The sequence below is a fragment of the Streptomyces hygroscopicus subsp. hygroscopicus genome (assembly GCF_030269125.1).
GTDB lineage: Bacteria > Actinomycetota > Actinomycetes > Streptomycetales > Streptomycetaceae > Streptomyces > Streptomyces hygroscopicus_C.
Map to the genome: position 1 here is coordinate 122,016 of NZ_BSSM01000016.1, position 15,206 is coordinate 137,221.

The following is a 15,206-nucleotide window of genomic DNA, read 5'->3' on the forward strand; positions in this document are numbered from 1 at the left end:
ACTTCTCGAAGCGCTTCGCGACGGGAGTTCCGCTGTCCCCAGCGTGCGCCGGTCGCCGCCGGTCGGCACAGGGGCCTCTCGGCCCTCGCGCCCGGGGCCGCTTCCCGGGCCCATCGGGCCAGGCCCGGGACCAGCGGCCCCTGATCGTCTCGCCCGTCGTGCAGGAGTCTGTAATCGTCGCTCCAGACCGGAGGGGCGACCTTTGCGAGAGGTGGAACCATGACCCGAACCGTCACCGCCGGCCTGGACGGCTCCCCCGAGAGCCGGGCCGCCGTCGAATGGGCGGCGCGCGAAGCGGCGCTGCGCGACCTGCCGCTGCGGATCCTCCACGTGCGGGAGCCCGAGGCGGGTCTCGACGCCGACGCCGCGGCGGCCGAGGAGTGGGCCCGCACGGTGCGTGAGTCCGCGGCGGGCCTGCGGCTGCGCCACCCCGCCATCGAGGTCGTCACCGACCAGGTCACCGGCGACCCTGCCGCCGCCCTCGCCGAGGCGGCCGACGGAGCGGAACTGCTGGCGCTCGGCTCCCGCGGCCTCGGCCGGCTCGGCGGGTTCCTGATCGGCTCGGCCGGGCTGTCCGTCATCGCGCACACGATGCGTCCGGTGGTGCTGGTCCGAGCGGGTGAACAGGCCGCCGACGAGCACCAGCCGGACCCGTCGGGCGTCCCGTCCGCCGCCACGCCCTTCAAGCCCGTCGTCCTCGGCCTCGACATCGACGACCCCGAGGGCCCCAGCGAGGCGCTCCTGGAGTTCGCCTTCGACGCCGCCGCGCGCCGCGGCACCGCCCTGCGCGTGGTGCACGGCTGGACCCCGCCGCCGTACGCCGCGTACGGCATCCCCGCCGACCCGCCGGTCGTGCCCGTCTTCGGCCGCCGGGCGTCCGCCCTGCTCACCAAGGTGCTGCGGCCCTGGCGGCAGAAGTTCCCGGACGTCGAGGTCAGCGAGGCCAGCCGGGCCGGCAACGCGGCCCCGGTCGTGGTCGACGCCGCCCGCGACGCCTCCCTGGTGGTCGTCGGACGCCGCATCCGCACCAGCCCGTACGGCGTCCACATCGGCCATGTGACCCAGGCCGTCCTGCACCACGCCGGGGCGCCCGTGGCCGTCGTCGCGCACGGCTGAGGTGCGCGACGGTCCGCCACGTGGCCGAATGAGGCGAGGCCCGTCGCCGAAACCGCCGGTACGGCTCGCGCGCGCCGGTGAATCCGTCAACGATGGGGTGCGGGCCCGCCTCGTCGACCTCCACTTAGGGAGAGTGAACACGATGGACCTGCCCGTCGTCGTCGGTGTCGACGGCTCCGAGGAGAGTCTGCGCGCCGTGGACTGGGCCGCCGAGGAGGCCGCACTGCGCGGGGCATCGCTCCGCGTGGTCTACGCCTCGCTCTGGGAGCGCTACGAGGGCTCCCTCATCGCCCAGGACGTCGGCAAACCGGCCGAGGAGGTGATGGCCGCGGACATCATGGGCGCCGCCGAGCGCCGGGCCCACCTGCGCCACCCGGAGCTGCGGGTCACCACCGCCGTGCTGGCCGAGGAACCCTCGTTCGGGCTGGTCAACGAGAGCAGCACCGCCCGCGTCGTGGTCCTCGGCTGCCGGGGCCGCAACGCCGTCACCGAGCTGCTGCTGGGCTCCGTGAGCCTGGCCGTCGCCGCGCACGCCCACTGCCCGGTGATCGTGCTGCGCGGGACCCCCCGGAACACGGCGGCCCCCGGCCGCGTCGTGCTCGGCGTCGCCGAGAAGGCCGCGGGCTCGGCCGCCGTACGGTTCGCGGCCGAGGAGGCGGCGCTGCGCGGGACGCCCCTGGAGGCCGTACGGGCCTGGCGGCGCCCGGCGCACGGCGACACCGGACATCCGCTGCTCGCGGGCGGCCCCGTCCACGCGGAGGAGCAGGAGGCGGCCGAGGCGCTGGAGGACGCCCTGCGGGACGTACCCGAGGGCCTCGACCAGCACCGGCACACCGCCGAGGGACACGCCCGCGACGTCCTCGTCGCCGCCTCCCAGGACGCCGGACTGCTCGTCGTCGGCGCCCGGCGCCGCAGCGGCCGCTTCGGCCTCCAGCTCGGCCGGGTCGCGCACGGGGTGCTGCACCACGCGGCCTGCCCGGTGGCCGTCGTACCGGAAACCGACTGACGCCGACCACCACCGACTCTCCGCGAACGACGGCACCCGCCCGACTTCGCCCGAACCCGACGACGATCGGAGTCCCCATGACCGAGGCCGCCCCTCAGGAAGCCGCTCTCACCGAGGAGGAGCTGCGCACCCTGGACGCGCACTGGCGCGCCGCCAACTACCTGGCCGCCGGGCAGATCTATCTCATGGCCAACCCGCTGCTGACCGAGCCGCTGCGCCCCGAGCACATCAAGCCGCGGCTGCTCGGCCACTGGGGCACCTCGCCAGGACTCAACCTCGTCTACACTCACCTCAACCGCGTGATCAAGGCCCGCGACCTGGACGCGCTGTGCGTCTGGGGGCCCGGACACGGCGGCCCGGCGGTCCTCGCGGGCTCCTGGCTGGAGGGCAGCTACAGCGAGACGTACCCGGACGTCACCCGGGACGGGGCCGGCATGGGCCGGCTGTTCCGGCAGTTCTCCTTCCCCGGCGGCGTGCCCAGCCACGTCGCCCCCGAGACGCCCGGCTCCATCCATGAGGGCGGCGAACTCGGCTACTCCCTCGCGCACGCCTACGGCGCCGCCTTCGACAACCCCGGCCTGCTCGTGACCTGCGTGATCGGCGACGGTGAGGCGGAGACCGGGCCGCTCGCCGCGTCCTGGCACTCCGACAAGTTCCTCGACCCGGTGCACGACGGGGCGGTGCTGCCCATCCTGCACCTCAACGGCTACAAGATCGCCAACCCGACCGTGCTGTCCCGCCTCCCCGAGGAGGAGCTGGACCAGCTGCTGCGGGGATACGGCCACGAACCCCTGTACGTCACCGGCGACGACCCCGCCGTCGTGCACCGCGCCCTCGCCGCCGCCCTCGACCAGGCCCTGGACCGGATCGCGCTGAAGCAGCGCGCCGCCCGCGAGGAAGGGGCCACCGAGCGGGTGCACTGGCCGATGATCGTGCTGCGCACCCCCAAGGGCTGGACCGGGCCGGCCGAGGTGGACGGCGTGCCGGTCGAGGGCACCTGGCGGGCCCACCAGGTCCCGTTGCCCGGCGTCCGCGAGAACCCCGCCCACCTGCGGCAGCTGGAGCAGTGGCTGCGCTCGTACCGGCCCGAGGAACTGTTCGGCCCGGACGGCCGCCCCACCGCCGACGTCCTCGCCTGCGTCCCCGAGGGTGACCGGCGCCTCGGGACGAACCCGCACGCCAACGGCGGCGTCCTGCTGCGCGACCTGCCGCTGCCGCCGCTCGACACCTTCGCCGTGGCCGTCGACAAGCCGGGCACCGCCCTGCACGAACCCACCAGGGTCCTCGGCGACCTCCTCGAACAGGTCATGAAGGACACCCGCGAGCGCCGGGACTTCCGCCTCGTCGGCCCGGACGAGACCGCCTCCAACCGGCTCCAGGCCGTCTTCGACGCCAGCGGCAAGGCATGGCAGGCCCAGGTGCTCCCGGTGGACGAACACCTGGACCGGCAGGGCCGGGTCCTGGAGATCCTCTCCGAACACCTCTGCCAGGGCTGGCTGGAGGGCTATCTGCTCACCGGCCGGCACGGACTGTTCTCCTGCTACGAGGCGTTCGTGCACATCGTCGACTCCATGGTCAACCAGCACATCAAGTGGCTCAGGACATCCCGGCGGCTGACCTGGCGGGCGCCCATCGCCTCCCTCAACTACCTGCTCACCTCGCACGTGTGGCGCCAGGACCACAACGGGTTCTCCCACCAGGACCCCGGCTTCGTGGACCACGTCCTCAACAAGAGCCCCGAGGTCGTCCGCGTCTATCTGCCGCCGGACGCCAACACCCTGCTGTCCGTGGCCGACCACGTGCTGCGCAGCCGCGACTACGTCAACGTGGTCGTCGCCGGCAAGCAGCCCTGCTTCGACTGGCTGACCATGGACCAGGCCCGCGCCCACTGCGCGCGCGGCGCCGGGATCTGGGAGTGGGCCGGCACGGAGGACGGCGGCGAACCCGACGTCGTCCTCGCCTGCGCCGGTGACGTGCCCACCCAGGAGGTGCTGGCCGCCGCCAAGTTGCTGCGCGAGCACCTGCCCGACCTCGCCGTGCGGGTCGTCAACGTGGTCGACATGACCCGGCTACTGCCGCACGAGGAGCACCCGCACGGCATGACCGACTTCGAGTACGACGGCCTGTTCACCACCGACAAACCCGTCATCTTCGCCTACCACGGCTACCCCTGGCTGATCCACCGCCTGGCCTACCGCCGCACCGGCCACCGGAACCTGCACGTGCGCGGCTACAAGGAATCGGGCACCACCACCACCCCCTTCGACATGGTCGTCCGCAACGACCTCGACCGCTACCGCCTCGTCATGGACGTCATCGACCGCGTCCCCGGCCTCGCGGTCCGCGCCGCCGCCGTCCGCCAGACCATGGCCGACGTCCGCAGCCGCCACCACGACTGGATCCGCGAGCACGGCACGGACCTGCCGGAGGTCGCGGACTGGACCTGGGGCGGGTGAAACCGGGGCCGTCCGGCCCAAGCGCGCGCCCCGTGCGCCGACCAAGCTGGACATACCGGGATGTATCGAACATCCCGGTCCCGCGGCACACCGAGTGAAGAGGGTGAGGAGCGGCATGAAGGGTTATGTCTTTCAGGGGCCCGGAGAGGCGTCCTGGGAGGACGTCCCGGACCCGGAGATCAAGGAGCCGACCGACGCGATCGTGAAGGTCCAGGCGGTGACGATCTGCGGCACGGACCTGCACATCCTCAAGGGCGACGTGCCCGAGGTACGGCCCGGGACGGTGCTCGGGCACGAGGCCGTCGGGGAGATCGTGGAGACCGGCGGCGACGTGCGCACCGTACGGCCCGGCGACCGGGTGCTGCTCTCCTGCGTCACCTCGTGCGGACGCTGCCGCTACTGCCGCGAGGGCGTGTACGGCCAGTGCCTCGGCGGCGGTGGCTGGATCCTCGGGCATCTGATCGACGGCACGCAGGCGGAGTACGTCCGGGTGCCGTACGCCGACCTGTCCGTGCACCCGCTGCCCGGCACCCTCGCGAGCGAGGACGCCGTGCTGCTCGCGGACATCTTCCCGACCGCCTACGAGGTGGGCGTCCTCAACGGACGGGTCCGGCCCGGCGACACCGTCGTGGTCGTCGGCGCCGGCCCGATCGGGCTCGCGGCGATCGCGACGGCACGGCTGTTCTCGCCGGAGCGGATCATCGCCGTGGACCTGGCGCCGGCCCGTCTGGAGGCCGCCCGGCGGTTCGGCGCCGACGCGGTCGCGGACGTCCACGAGGCCCCGCGCCAGCTGGTCGCGGACCTGACCGACGGGCTCGGCGCGGACGTGGCCATCGAGGCCGTCGGCGTGCCGGACACCTTCGAACTGTGCACCCGCACGGTGCGCCCCGGCGGCCACGTGGCCAACGTCGGCGTGCACGGCAAGCCTGTCACGCTGCACCTCGAGGACCTGTGGATCAGGAACGTGACCATCACCACCGGTCTGGTGGACACCCACTCCACGCCGACCCTGCTGAAGATGGCCGCCTCGGGCCGGCTCCCGACCGGCCAACTGGTCACCCACACCTTCCCGCTGGACCAGATGGAGCGGGCGTACGACGTCTTCTCCCGGGCCGCCGAGACCGGCGCCCTGAAGGTCGTACTCGGCGGGGAGCAGCACGAACTGGCCATCCCCGCGGGCTGAACCGGCGCGGCGGCCGGGGCGCGCGGGCGCGCCGGCCGCTCAGCCGTCCGCGCCCGCCAGCCGCACCCCCGTGACCAGGTCCGGGCGGATGCGCACCGCCTGGTCCATGTCCTCCGGCGGGGCCCAGGGGTGCAACAGCCTCCGGAGCCGGTCCAGTTCGGCGGGGTCCGTGACGAGCCGCGCGTACCCCGTGACGACGACGCTCCAGCCGAGATGGGTGTCGGGATCGAAGGCGTCGGCCTCGTACGCGACGACGACCCCGCCGTCCTCGCCCCCCCTGGTGTGCGAGGTGAGCGCCGCGGCCTCATGGGTGCGGATCACGATGTCGCCGCCGTCCAGCGCGTGGTTGACGGGACGGACCGTGGGCAGCGCCTGCCGGGTGAAGACGATCCGGCCCAGGGACACGCTGCCCAGCAGCCGCAGGGCCTCGGTGCGGTCGAGGTCGATGCGGCGGTGGGCCGCGTCGTGAGGACGGATCATGGCTGCTTCTTCGCGGGTGCGCTGCCGACGGCGGGGAGGTCCATGTGCGTGTACGGGGGCCGTGCACGAGGGGAGCGACACCGCGGGGGATCGGTGCCGCTCCTGATGTCACCCTCGCCCCTCCCGTACCGTTCCCGACAGTGCCGTTCGGACCTGGCCGGGGGGCCGTACGGCCCCTCACCTGCTGTCGGGGCCGGGGCCGGTGTCCCCGAGCGCCGCCCGGCCGGCCTCCAGGCGGGCCACGGGCACACGGAACGGCGAGCAGGAGACGTAGTCGAGGCCGGCCGTGTGGAAGAAGCGGACCGACTCCGGGTCGCCGCCGTGCTCGCCGCAGACGCCGATCACCAGGTCCGGGCGGGCGGCCCGGCCCTCCTCCACGGCGATCCGCACCAGCCGGCCCACACCCTCGCGGTCCAGCGTCTCGAACGGGGAGGCGTCGAAGACGTCCAGGTCGAGGTAGGCCGGGAAGAACGCGGCCTCCACGTCGTCCCGGGAGAAGCCCCAGGTGGTCTGCGTGAGGTCGTTGGTGCCGAAGGAGAAGAACTCCGCCTCCTCGGCGATCCGGCCCGCCGTGAGCGCGGCCCGCGGCAGCTCGATCATCGTGCCGACCGGGCAGCGCACCGGCACGCCGGTCTCCTCGCCCACCTCGGCGAGCACCCGCTCCACCTCGGCGCGGGCGAGCCGCAGCTCCTCCACCGCGCCGACGAGCGGCACCATGATCTCCGCCCGGGGCGCGCCCCCGGCGCGGATCCTGGCGACGACCGCCTCGGCGAGCGCCCGCACCTGCATCGCCACCAGACCCGGCACGACCAGCCCGAGCCGTACACCGCGCAGCCCGAGCATCGGGTTCTCCTCGTGCGTCCGGTTCACCGCGTCGAGCAGCTCCACGTCGCGCGCCTCGGGTCGCCGGCCGGAAGCCTCGTCAGCGGCCATCCGCACGGCGAGTTCGGTGCGGTCGGGCAGGAACTCGTGCAGGGGCGGGTCCAACAGCCGTACGGTGACCGGCAGTCCGTCCATCACCGCCAGGATCTCCGTGAAGTCCGCGCGCTGGAGCGGCAGCAGAGCCGCCAGCGCCCGCTCGCGCGCGGTGTCCGTGCGGGCCAGGATCATCTCCTCGACCAGCTTGCGCCGTTCGCCCAGGAACATGTGCTCGGTGCGGCACAGCCCGATGCCCTGCGCCCCGAACCGCCGGGCGCGGGCGGCGTCCTCGGGAGTGTCCGCGTTGGCCCGTACCTCCAACCGCCGTACGGTGTCGGCGTGTTCGAGGGCGCGGGCGACCGCCGACACCACGCTGCCCGCCTGCTCCCCGCATTCCAGATAGCGCATCGTGGCAGAGGGGACGAGCGGTACCGCCCCGGCGTGGACGGTCCCGCGGGAGCCGTCCACCGAGATGAGCTCGCCCTCTGCCACGACCGTGCCGTCCCGGGTGGTGAACCGGCGCGCGCCGGTGTCCACGGTGATGTCCTGCACGCCGCACACACAGACCTTGCCCATGCCGCGCGCGACCACCGCCGCGTGGCTGGTCTTGCCGCCCCGCCCGGTCAGCACCGCCTGCGCGGCGACCATGCCGGGCAGGTCGTCCGGCGTGGTCTCCTCGCGCACGAGGACCACCGGCTCCCCGGCCGCGGCCCGTCGCAGCGCCGCCGCGGAGTCGAACACGGCGGCGCCCGCCGCGGCGCCGGGGGAGGCCGGTACGCCGTGGGCGAGCGGAGCGCCGAGGGCGGCGGTGTCGAAGCGCGGGAACATCAGCCGGGCGAGCCCGTCGCCGCTGACCCGGACCAGGCCCTCGTCCGCGCCGATCAGCCCTTCCTCGATCAGTTCGGCGGCGATGGCGAACGCGGCCTCGGCGGTGCGCTTGCCCACCCGGGTCTGCAGCATCCACAGGGTGCCGCGCTCGATGGTGAACTCGATGTCGCACAGATCGCGGTAGTGCCGCTCCAACGCCTTGGCGTGATCGCGCAGCCGGCGGTACGAGCGCGGGTCCAGCCGGGCCAGCTCCGCGAGCGGAACGGCGTCGCGTACGCCCGACACGACGTCCTCGCCCTGCGCGTTCGCCAGGTAGTCGCCGTACAGGCCGGGCCGGCCGGTGGCCGGGTCCCGGGTGAAGGCGACACCGCTGCCGGAGTCCGGGCCGAGGTTGCCGAAGACCATGCGCTGCACGTTGACCGCGGTCCCGAGGTCGTCCGGGATGCGCTCGCGGCGCCGGTAGAGCCGGGCGCGCTCGGAGTTCCAGGACCCGAACACGGCCAGGATCGCCTGCTGCAACTGGAGGGCGGGGGACTGAGGGAACTCGTGGCCGGTCCGCTCCCGCACGATCCGCTTGTACGACTCCACGAGCCGGGCCAGGTCGCAGGCGTCCAGGTGGACGTCGTCGGGCGCCTCGCGGGCCTGCCTCAGCAGCGCCATCTCCTCCTCGAACAGCGCGGGGTCGACGCCCATCACCGTGCTGCCGTACATCTGGATCAGCCGGCGGTACGAGTCCCAGGCGAAGCGCTCGTTGCCGGAGACCTTGGCGAGGCCGAGCACGGAGGCGTCGTTCAGGCCGACGTCGAGGACGGTCTCCATCATGCCGGGCATGGAGAACCGGGCCCCGGAGCGCACGGAGAGCAGCAACGGGTCGTCCGCCTGCCCGAGGAGCCGCCCGCTGTCCTTCTCCAGCGCCGCCAGATACCGCGACACCTCCGCCGCCAGCCCCTCCGGCTCCGCGCCCTCGGCCAGGAACACCCGGCACGCCTCGGTCGTCACCGTGAAACCCGGCGGCACCGGCAGCCCCAGCCGGGTCATCTCCGCCAGGTTCGCCCCCTTCCCGCCGAGCAGCCCCGCCAGGTCCCGGTTCCCCTCGGCGAACCCGTACACATAACGCCCCATGACCGCCCTCCTCGGCTTACCGGCCGCGGTACCTCTCCAGCGTCCACCAGGAAGGGGCGCGGGGCGAGGCGTCGCTGGTCCCGCGGCCGGGGGCCGGACGGCCCGGGGCGGGCGCCGCACGGCGGGACGGTCCCGGGCGGAGCGCCGGGTCCGATTTCCGCCGGTGCCCCTCGCCGGTGTCCGCGAGGCTGGTCGGCATGAACCGACTCGAAGGAAACGCCGCGCTGGTCACGGGCGGAAGCCGGGGCATCGGCGCCGCCGTGGCGCTGCGGCTGGCCGAGGAAGGCGCGGATGTGGCGCTGACCTATGAGAAGAACGAGGTACGGGCCACCGAGGTGGTGGAGCGGATCAAGGCCGCGGGGCGCCGGGCGTTCGCCGTCCGGGCCGACAGCGCGGACATCGCGGCCCTCACCGCCGCGGTGGACGAGGCCGCCGCCGTGTTCGGCCGGCTGGACATCCTGGTCAACAACGCCGGCGTCTTCCCCGTCGGACCGATCGAGGACGTGGGACCGGCGGAACTCGACCGGACGCTCGCGGTGAACGTCCGGGCGCCGTTCGAGGCGTCCCGGGCGGCCGTGCGGCACATGGGCCGGGGCGGCCGCATCGTCGGCATCGGAAGCAACATCGCGGACCGCGCGGTCTTCCCGGGCATGGCGCTGTACTCGATGAGCAAGGCGGCGCTGGCCGGGATGACCAAGGGTCTGGCCCGGGAACTCGGCCCGCGGGGGATCACCGTGAACCTGGTGCACCCCGGCCCCACCGACACGGACGCCAACCCCGCGGACGGGCCGAACGCCGAGGCGATCGCCGGCCTCACGGCGCTGGGCCGCTACGCGCGGCCCGACGAGATCGCGGCCACCGTCGCCCACCTGGCGAGCAGCGACGGCGCCTACCTCACCGGCGCCACGGTCCGCGTCGACGGCGGCTTCACCGCCTGACACCGCACACCCTGATCGGCCGGGTCACGACCCGGCCGATCAGGGTGTGCCCGGCCCGTGTCCGCATGCACACCCCCGTCGCACGCCTCGTCCCGGACGGATCGGACGACGCGGCTCGCGCACCGGCGGCCCCGCCGGCACCCCTGCCGACGGGCATGTGCCACCGGCATGACGAGCCCGCGGATGCGCCGGAGGGGACTCCGCGTGCCCCTCCCGTTCCCCGAGCGGCTACCGTGTCCTGGGAACCCGTCGGGTCGAGGACATGGGCTGATGGGAAGTGGAGGGCGTGGTGACCGGAACGGAGGAGCCCGGCGTGCGGCTGCCGCAGCTGAAGTTGGACGAGCTGCTGGAAGAGCTGCAGGCCAGGATCGACGCGGCTCGTGGTACCCGGGACCGGGTGCACAGCCTGCTGGAGGCGGTCCTCTCCGTCGGCCGCGAGCTGGAGCTGGAGCAGGTCCTGCACTCCATCGTGGAGGCCGCGGCCGCCCTGGTCGACGCCGAGTACGCGGCGCTGGGCGTCATCGGTCCCGACGGCACGACCCTCGCCGCGTTCCACACCGTGGGCCTGTCCGAGGACCGCATCAGGGAGATCGGCCCCTTCCCCGAGGGCCACGGCATCCTCGGCGAGCTGATCCGCCACCCGGAGCCCCTGCGCCTGTCGAAGCTGTCCGCACACCCGGCGTCGTACGGCTTCCCGCCCGGACACCCGCCGATGAACACCTTCCTCGGCGTCCCGATCCGCGTCCGCGACCAGGTCTTCGGCAACCTGTACCTCACCGAGAAGCGCGGCGGGATCGACTTCGACGAGGAGGACGAGTCGGTCCTCGCCACGCTCGCCGTCGCCGCGGGTGTCGCCATCGACAACGCCCGCCTCTACGAGGACTCCCGGCTGCGCGAACGCTGGCTGATGGCCAACGCCGAGATCAGCCACAGCCTGATGTCCGGCAGCGAGCGCGCCGAGGCGCTGGACCTGATCGCCGAACGCGCCCGCGAGATCACCGGCTCGGCCCTCGCCGCCGTCGCGATGCCGCTGCCGGACACCGAGGCGCTCGGTGTGGAGATCGCCGTGGGCGCCCAGGCGGAGGCCCACCGCGGCCTCGTGCTGCCCCTCGACCACAGCCTCATGGGCCTGGCCTTCACCACGGCCGCCCCGGTCACCAGCGACGACGTCGTCCACGACGACCGCGTCTGTCAGGAGCCACCGCGCTTCGACGGCCTCGGCCCCGCCGTCGCCGTCCCCATCGGCACCGGCGAGGGCGGCGCCCGGGGTGTGGTGCTGCTGGCGCGCGAGAGCGACCGGCCGGCCTTCTCCGACAAGGAGACCGAGAGGCTGCGGGGCTTCGCGGCGCAGGCCGCCATCGCCATGGAGCTGGCCCAGCGCCGGCAGGCCGCCCAGCAGATCGCCCTCCTGGAGGACCGCGACCGCATCGCCCGGGACCTGCACGACCTCGCCATCCAGCGCCTGTTCGCCACCGGCATGACCCTCCAGAGCGCGGGCCGCTTCATCGAGCACCCCGAGGCCTCCGAACGGGTGCTGCGCGCCGTGGACGACCTGGACGAGACCATAAAGATCATCCGCTCGACCATCTTCGGGCTGCGCGCCCGTGAGGGCACCGCCGCCGGCGGCCTGCGCGCCCGCGTCGTCAGGGTGGCCGGCGAGGCCGCCCCGGTGCTGGGCTTCACGCCCAGCGTGCGCATGGAGGGCCTGGTCGACACCGACGTACCGGGCGAGATCGCCGACCACGTGATCGCCGTGCTCTCCGAGTCCCTCACCAACGTCGCCCGGCACGCCCGCGCCGACCGCGCCGAGGTGCTGCTCGTCACCGACGGCCGCGAGGTGCGCCTGCGGGTCCGCGACAACGGCGTCGGCATCCCCTCCGGCGGCCGCCGCAGCGGGCTGCGCAACATGGCGGAGCGCGCGGAGCGGCTCGGCGGCGGGCTCGAAGTGGGCGAGAGCGAAGGGGGCGGGGCCACACTGGAGTGGCGGGTCCCGCTGCCCTCGTCGTAGGCCCGGGTCCTCCGGGACCGGCGGATACCCGGTCGGGTCCGGTCGGCCCACGTCACCGGCCGGGCGGCGACCACAGGCTGAACGTGCCACGCGGCACCAGAGCCCCTGGAGGAAGCCATGGACGGCACTCCGACCACCGTGCGCGACGTGATGACCCGCAGGGTGCTCGCCCTGCGCAGCGGCGCGGGCTTCAAGGACATCGTGCAGGCGATGCACGAGTGGCGGGTGGGCGCCGTGCCGGTGCTGGACGACGCCGGACACGTCGTCGGCGTCGTCTCCGAGGCGGATCTGCTGCCCAAGGAGGAGTACCGCGAGGACGACCTCGACCGGTACGGCAGGACGCGGCACCTCGCCGAGCTGGCCAAGGCCGAGGCGGCGACCGCGGAAGAGCTGATGACCTCCCCGCCGGTCACCGTGCCCCCGGACGCCACCCTCGGGCACGCGGCGCGCGTCATGGCCCGCGCGCGCGTCAAGCAGCTCCCGGTGGTGGACCCCGAGGGCACCCTGCTCGGCATCGTCAGCCGCTCCGACCTGCTCAAGGTGTTCCTGCGCGGTGACGGGGACATCGCCGACGAGGTCGCCGGCGATGTCGTCGCCCGGCTCTTCGGCGCAGAAGCGGCCGGGATCCGGGTGGAGGTGCACGATGGTGTCGTGACGCTTCGCGGCCGGGTCCGGGAGACCGCCCTCGTACCGCTCGCCGCGCGCCTCGCGCGGGCCGTGCCCGGCGTGGTGGACGTGCGGTGTGCGCTGGCCGGGCCGCCGCGCCACCCGGATCTCGACCCGGACCTGCCGGACGCCGAGTCGGCCCGCACCCGCTGAGGGGCCGCCGACGCGCGAGAGGAGGCGGTGACGATGCCACGGACACCTGCCACGACGGTCAGGCCGGTACGGCTGTGGCGGTGGCGGCGCAATCCGCTGCGGCGGCACAGTGACGTCGTCGAGGCGTGGATCGTCCTCGCCGCCTGGGTGCTCGTCCTGTTCTGCGGCGTCCTCGCCGGGCTGCTCGCGGCCCAGGCGTCCGCCGCGTCCTACGCCGCGAGGCTCGCCCAGGTGCACCCCGTCACGGCGGTCCTCACCGACCAGGCCGCCCCGACCCCGGCCGCCGGCACCGGCTACGACGACGGACGCGTGTGGGCCACGGTGCGCTGGACCGACCCGGACGGCTCGGTGCACACCGACCGGGCGAAGGTCGTGCCCGGCGTCCCCGCCGGAAGCAGCGTCACGGTCTGGGCCAACCACGCCGACCACGTCGTCGCCCCGCCCGTCACCGGAGCCTCGGCCGACCTCCAGGCGGCCCTCACCGGCGTCCTCGTCGGCCCCTCGGCCGGCGCGGCGGTCTGGTGCGCGGGCTGGCTGGTGCGCAACCGGCTCATCCGGCGCCGGATGGCCGAGTGGGACGAGGAGTGGAAGCAGATAGGCCCGCGCTGGGGGAACCTCAGCGGAGGCCGGGGCTGAAGGACGGCCGCGGCCCCGGGGGCGGCTCGGGTGCGACGAGGACGCCGGGGCTGAAGGGTGGCTGCGGCCCCGGGTGCGACTCGGGGGTGGCCGCGGTCTCGGGTGCGGCTCGGGTGTGGTGACCGGGGCGGCTACGGTGCCGGGCGCTACGGAGTCCGGTGCAGGGGCCTACCAGGGCCCTGCGGAGTACGGCGGCCACGGCGCTCAGCCCTCCGCCAGATGACAGTCCACCCCCACCACGCCCTCCACCCCCCGCACCATCCGCACCGCGAGCGGGATCCGCGTCCCGTCCGCGACCTTCCCCGTCAGCGTCACCACCCCGTCGACCACGACGACGTGCAGCGGCTCGACCGGCGCCGGGAACAGCACGTCCAGCACCTCGCGCCGGATCTCGTCGGCCAGCTCGCGGTCCTCGCGCAGGAACACCTTGAGCAGATCGCCCCGGCTGACCACGCCCTCCAGCACGCCCTCCGCCGTCACCACCGGCAGCCGCTTGACGCGCTTGAGCGCCATGATGCGCGCCGCCTCGGCGAGCGTGGCGTCGGCGTGCACGCTGATCGCGGGCGTGCTCATCACCTCCTCCGCGGTCACCGCCCCGGCCTTGGCCAGGTCGCCCAGCCGGCGCCGCTGGGTCATCCGGTCGGGATCGCTGTCCCGGAACTCCTCCTTGGGCAGCAGATCCGCCTCGGAGACCACGCCGACCACGCGGCCGTCGCCCTCCAGCACCGGCAGGGCGCTGACGTTCCACTGCTCCATCCGCGCCACGATGTCCTTGAACAGGGCCGTACGCCCCACCGCCACCACGGCGCGCGTCATCACGTCGCCCACCCGGTGGGGGCTGCCGGTCGACGGCTCCTCCCCGGGCGGCCGGGCGGTCACTCGGCGCTCCCGCTGCCGTAGGGGGCGTAGAGGTCGAGCAGCCGGACGCGGGAGGCGTGCAGCCGCTGGGCGACCACGCGGCCGACCCAGAGGGCGATCGCCCGCCCGAACTCCGGGTCCTCGTCGCACAGGGCGAGCACGGAGCCGGCGTCGAACTCCCAGGCCCGCACGGGGCTCATCGCCTCGGCACCCAGCTGCCAGATGTGCGGCGGGAAGTGCCAGGACCAGCCGACCAGTTCGCCGTGGCCGAGGGTCTCGATGACGGCGGGGCGGCGGCCGGGCACGCGCAGGTCCAGGGCGACGGTGCCGGTGCGCACGATCCAGAAGCGGTCGGCGCGCCGCCCCTCCTCGAAGAGCCGCGTGCCGGCCTCGAAGGAGACCTCGCGGGCGAGGTTCATCAGGCGATCGCGCTGCGGGGGTTCGAGCGCCGTGGTCATGGTGGTGGCGGAGGTCATCGCACCGGCTCCCTTCCTGGGGTGGTGTTCCCAGCGTGGGTGCGAGCGCCCGGCGCCGCCACAGGTCGCCCGGACCCGGCGCGGGGACTTTCGGCCCACGTACGGGCTCATGGACGGGCTCAGGCGCGGGCGGCGCGGGTGCGGACGCGAGGGGACACGCGGGCTTCCCGCACCACCCGGGCATCCGGGTACGCGTACTGCGGACGGGGGAGCCGGGCGGGCACGGATCAGGGCGGGAAGGGCCACCCGCTTCTCGCGGATCCTGATTGCGCGGTGCGCGGCTGCCGGCCGCTCCTCCGCGTCTCGATCGGCTCTTCCCGCCACTCCCCAGCACATCACGGGATCCGTCGGCGCACCAGTGC

12 protein-coding genes are annotated in these 15,206 nt (G+C 74.3%); 8 read left to right on the plus strand and 4 right to left on the minus strand.

The genetic code is table 11. The features are described from left to right. Nucleotides 1-219 precede the first annotated feature (219 nt). The 4 genes from QSK45_RS29955 (at nt 220) to QSK45_RS29970 (ending at nt 5,761) form a co-directional block, all read left to right on the plus strand. Entirely contained in the window at nt 220-1,116 is an 897-nt protein-coding gene (locus QSK45_RS29955) for a universal stress protein (protein ID WP_285562019.1), read from the plus strand. A gap of 142 nt (nt 1,117-1,258) precedes the next feature. Continuing rightward, nucleotides 1,259-2,122 carry a universal stress protein gene (locus QSK45_RS29960; RefSeq protein WP_285562092.1) on the plus strand — a complete coding sequence of 288 codons (864 nt, stop codon included), beginning with the start codon at nt 1,259-1,261 and terminating at the stop codon, nt 2,120-2,122. A 77-nt stretch (nt 2,123-2,199) separates the two neighbouring features. Continuing rightward, complete coding sequence (locus tag QSK45_RS29965) at nt 2,200-4,578, plus strand: phosphoketolase family protein (RefSeq protein ID WP_285562020.1); 2,379 nt, start codon at nt 2,200-2,202, stop codon at nt 4,576-4,578. A gap of 115 nt (nt 4,579-4,693) precedes the next feature. Beyond that, nucleotides 4,694-5,761 (plus strand): zinc-dependent alcohol dehydrogenase family protein, encoded by a 1,068-nt coding sequence (locus QSK45_RS29970; protein WP_285562021.1) that lies wholly within the window; start codon nt 4,694-4,696, stop codon nt 5,759-5,761. A 39-nt stretch (nt 5,762-5,800) separates the two neighbouring features. Here the strand turns inward: QSK45_RS29970 and QSK45_RS29975 are convergent, their stop codons facing one another. Both QSK45_RS29975 and ppdK read right to left on the minus strand, forming a co-directional pair. After that, entirely contained in the window at nt 5,801-6,241 is a 441-nt protein-coding gene (locus QSK45_RS29975; protein WP_285562022.1) for a pyridoxamine 5'-phosphate oxidase family protein, read from the minus strand. Between the two features lie 177 nt (nt 6,242-6,418). Then, the gene (ppdK, locus tag QSK45_RS29980) at nt 6,419-9,109 is read right to left on the minus strand and encodes a pyruvate, phosphate dikinase (protein WP_285562023.1); all 2,691 of its coding nucleotides are present in this window, start codon (nt 9,107-9,109) and stop codon (nt 6,419-6,421) included. 197 nt (nt 9,110-9,306) lie between these two features. On the opposite strand from ppdK, the gene QSK45_RS29985 reads away from it, so the two are divergent. The 4 genes from QSK45_RS29985 to QSK45_RS30000 all read left to right on the plus strand — a co-directional run bounded on the left by QSK45_RS29985 (nt 9,307) and on the right by QSK45_RS30000 (nt 13,510). Beyond that, on the plus strand, nt 9,307-10,047 hold the full coding sequence (locus QSK45_RS29985) for an SDR family NAD(P)-dependent oxidoreductase (protein ID WP_285562024.1): 741 nt from the start codon (nt 9,307-9,309) through the stop codon (nt 10,045-10,047). Between the two features lie 289 nt (nt 10,048-10,336). After that, nucleotides 10,337-12,055 (plus strand): sensor histidine kinase, encoded by a 1,719-nt coding sequence (locus tag QSK45_RS29990; protein WP_285562025.1) that lies wholly within the window; start codon nt 10,337-10,339, stop codon nt 12,053-12,055. Between the two features lie 117 nt (nt 12,056-12,172). Continuing rightward, nucleotides 12,173-12,874, plus strand: a complete 702-nt coding sequence (locus tag QSK45_RS29995; RefSeq protein ID WP_285562026.1) for a CBS domain-containing protein — start codon at nt 12,173-12,175, stop codon at nt 12,872-12,874. 33 nt (nt 12,875-12,907) lie between these two features. Then, nucleotides 12,908-13,510 (plus strand): Rv1733c family protein, encoded by a 603-nt coding sequence (locus QSK45_RS30000; protein ID WP_285562027.1) that lies wholly within the window; start codon nt 12,908-12,910, stop codon nt 13,508-13,510. Between the two features lie 204 nt (nt 13,511-13,714). Here the strand turns inward: QSK45_RS30000 and QSK45_RS30005 are convergent, their stop codons facing one another. Both QSK45_RS30005 and QSK45_RS30010 read right to left on the minus strand, forming a co-directional pair. Then, on the minus strand, nt 13,715-14,326 hold the full coding sequence (locus QSK45_RS30005; RefSeq protein WP_285562093.1) for a CBS domain-containing protein: 612 nt from the start codon (nt 14,324-14,326) through the stop codon (nt 13,715-13,717). Between the two features lie 59 nt (nt 14,327-14,385). After that, the gene (locus tag QSK45_RS30010; RefSeq protein ID WP_285562028.1) at nt 14,386-14,844 is read right to left on the minus strand and encodes a cyclic nucleotide-binding domain-containing protein; all 459 of its coding nucleotides are present in this window, start codon (nt 14,842-14,844) and stop codon (nt 14,386-14,388) included. Between the last annotated feature and the right edge of the window lie 362 nt (nt 14,845-15,206).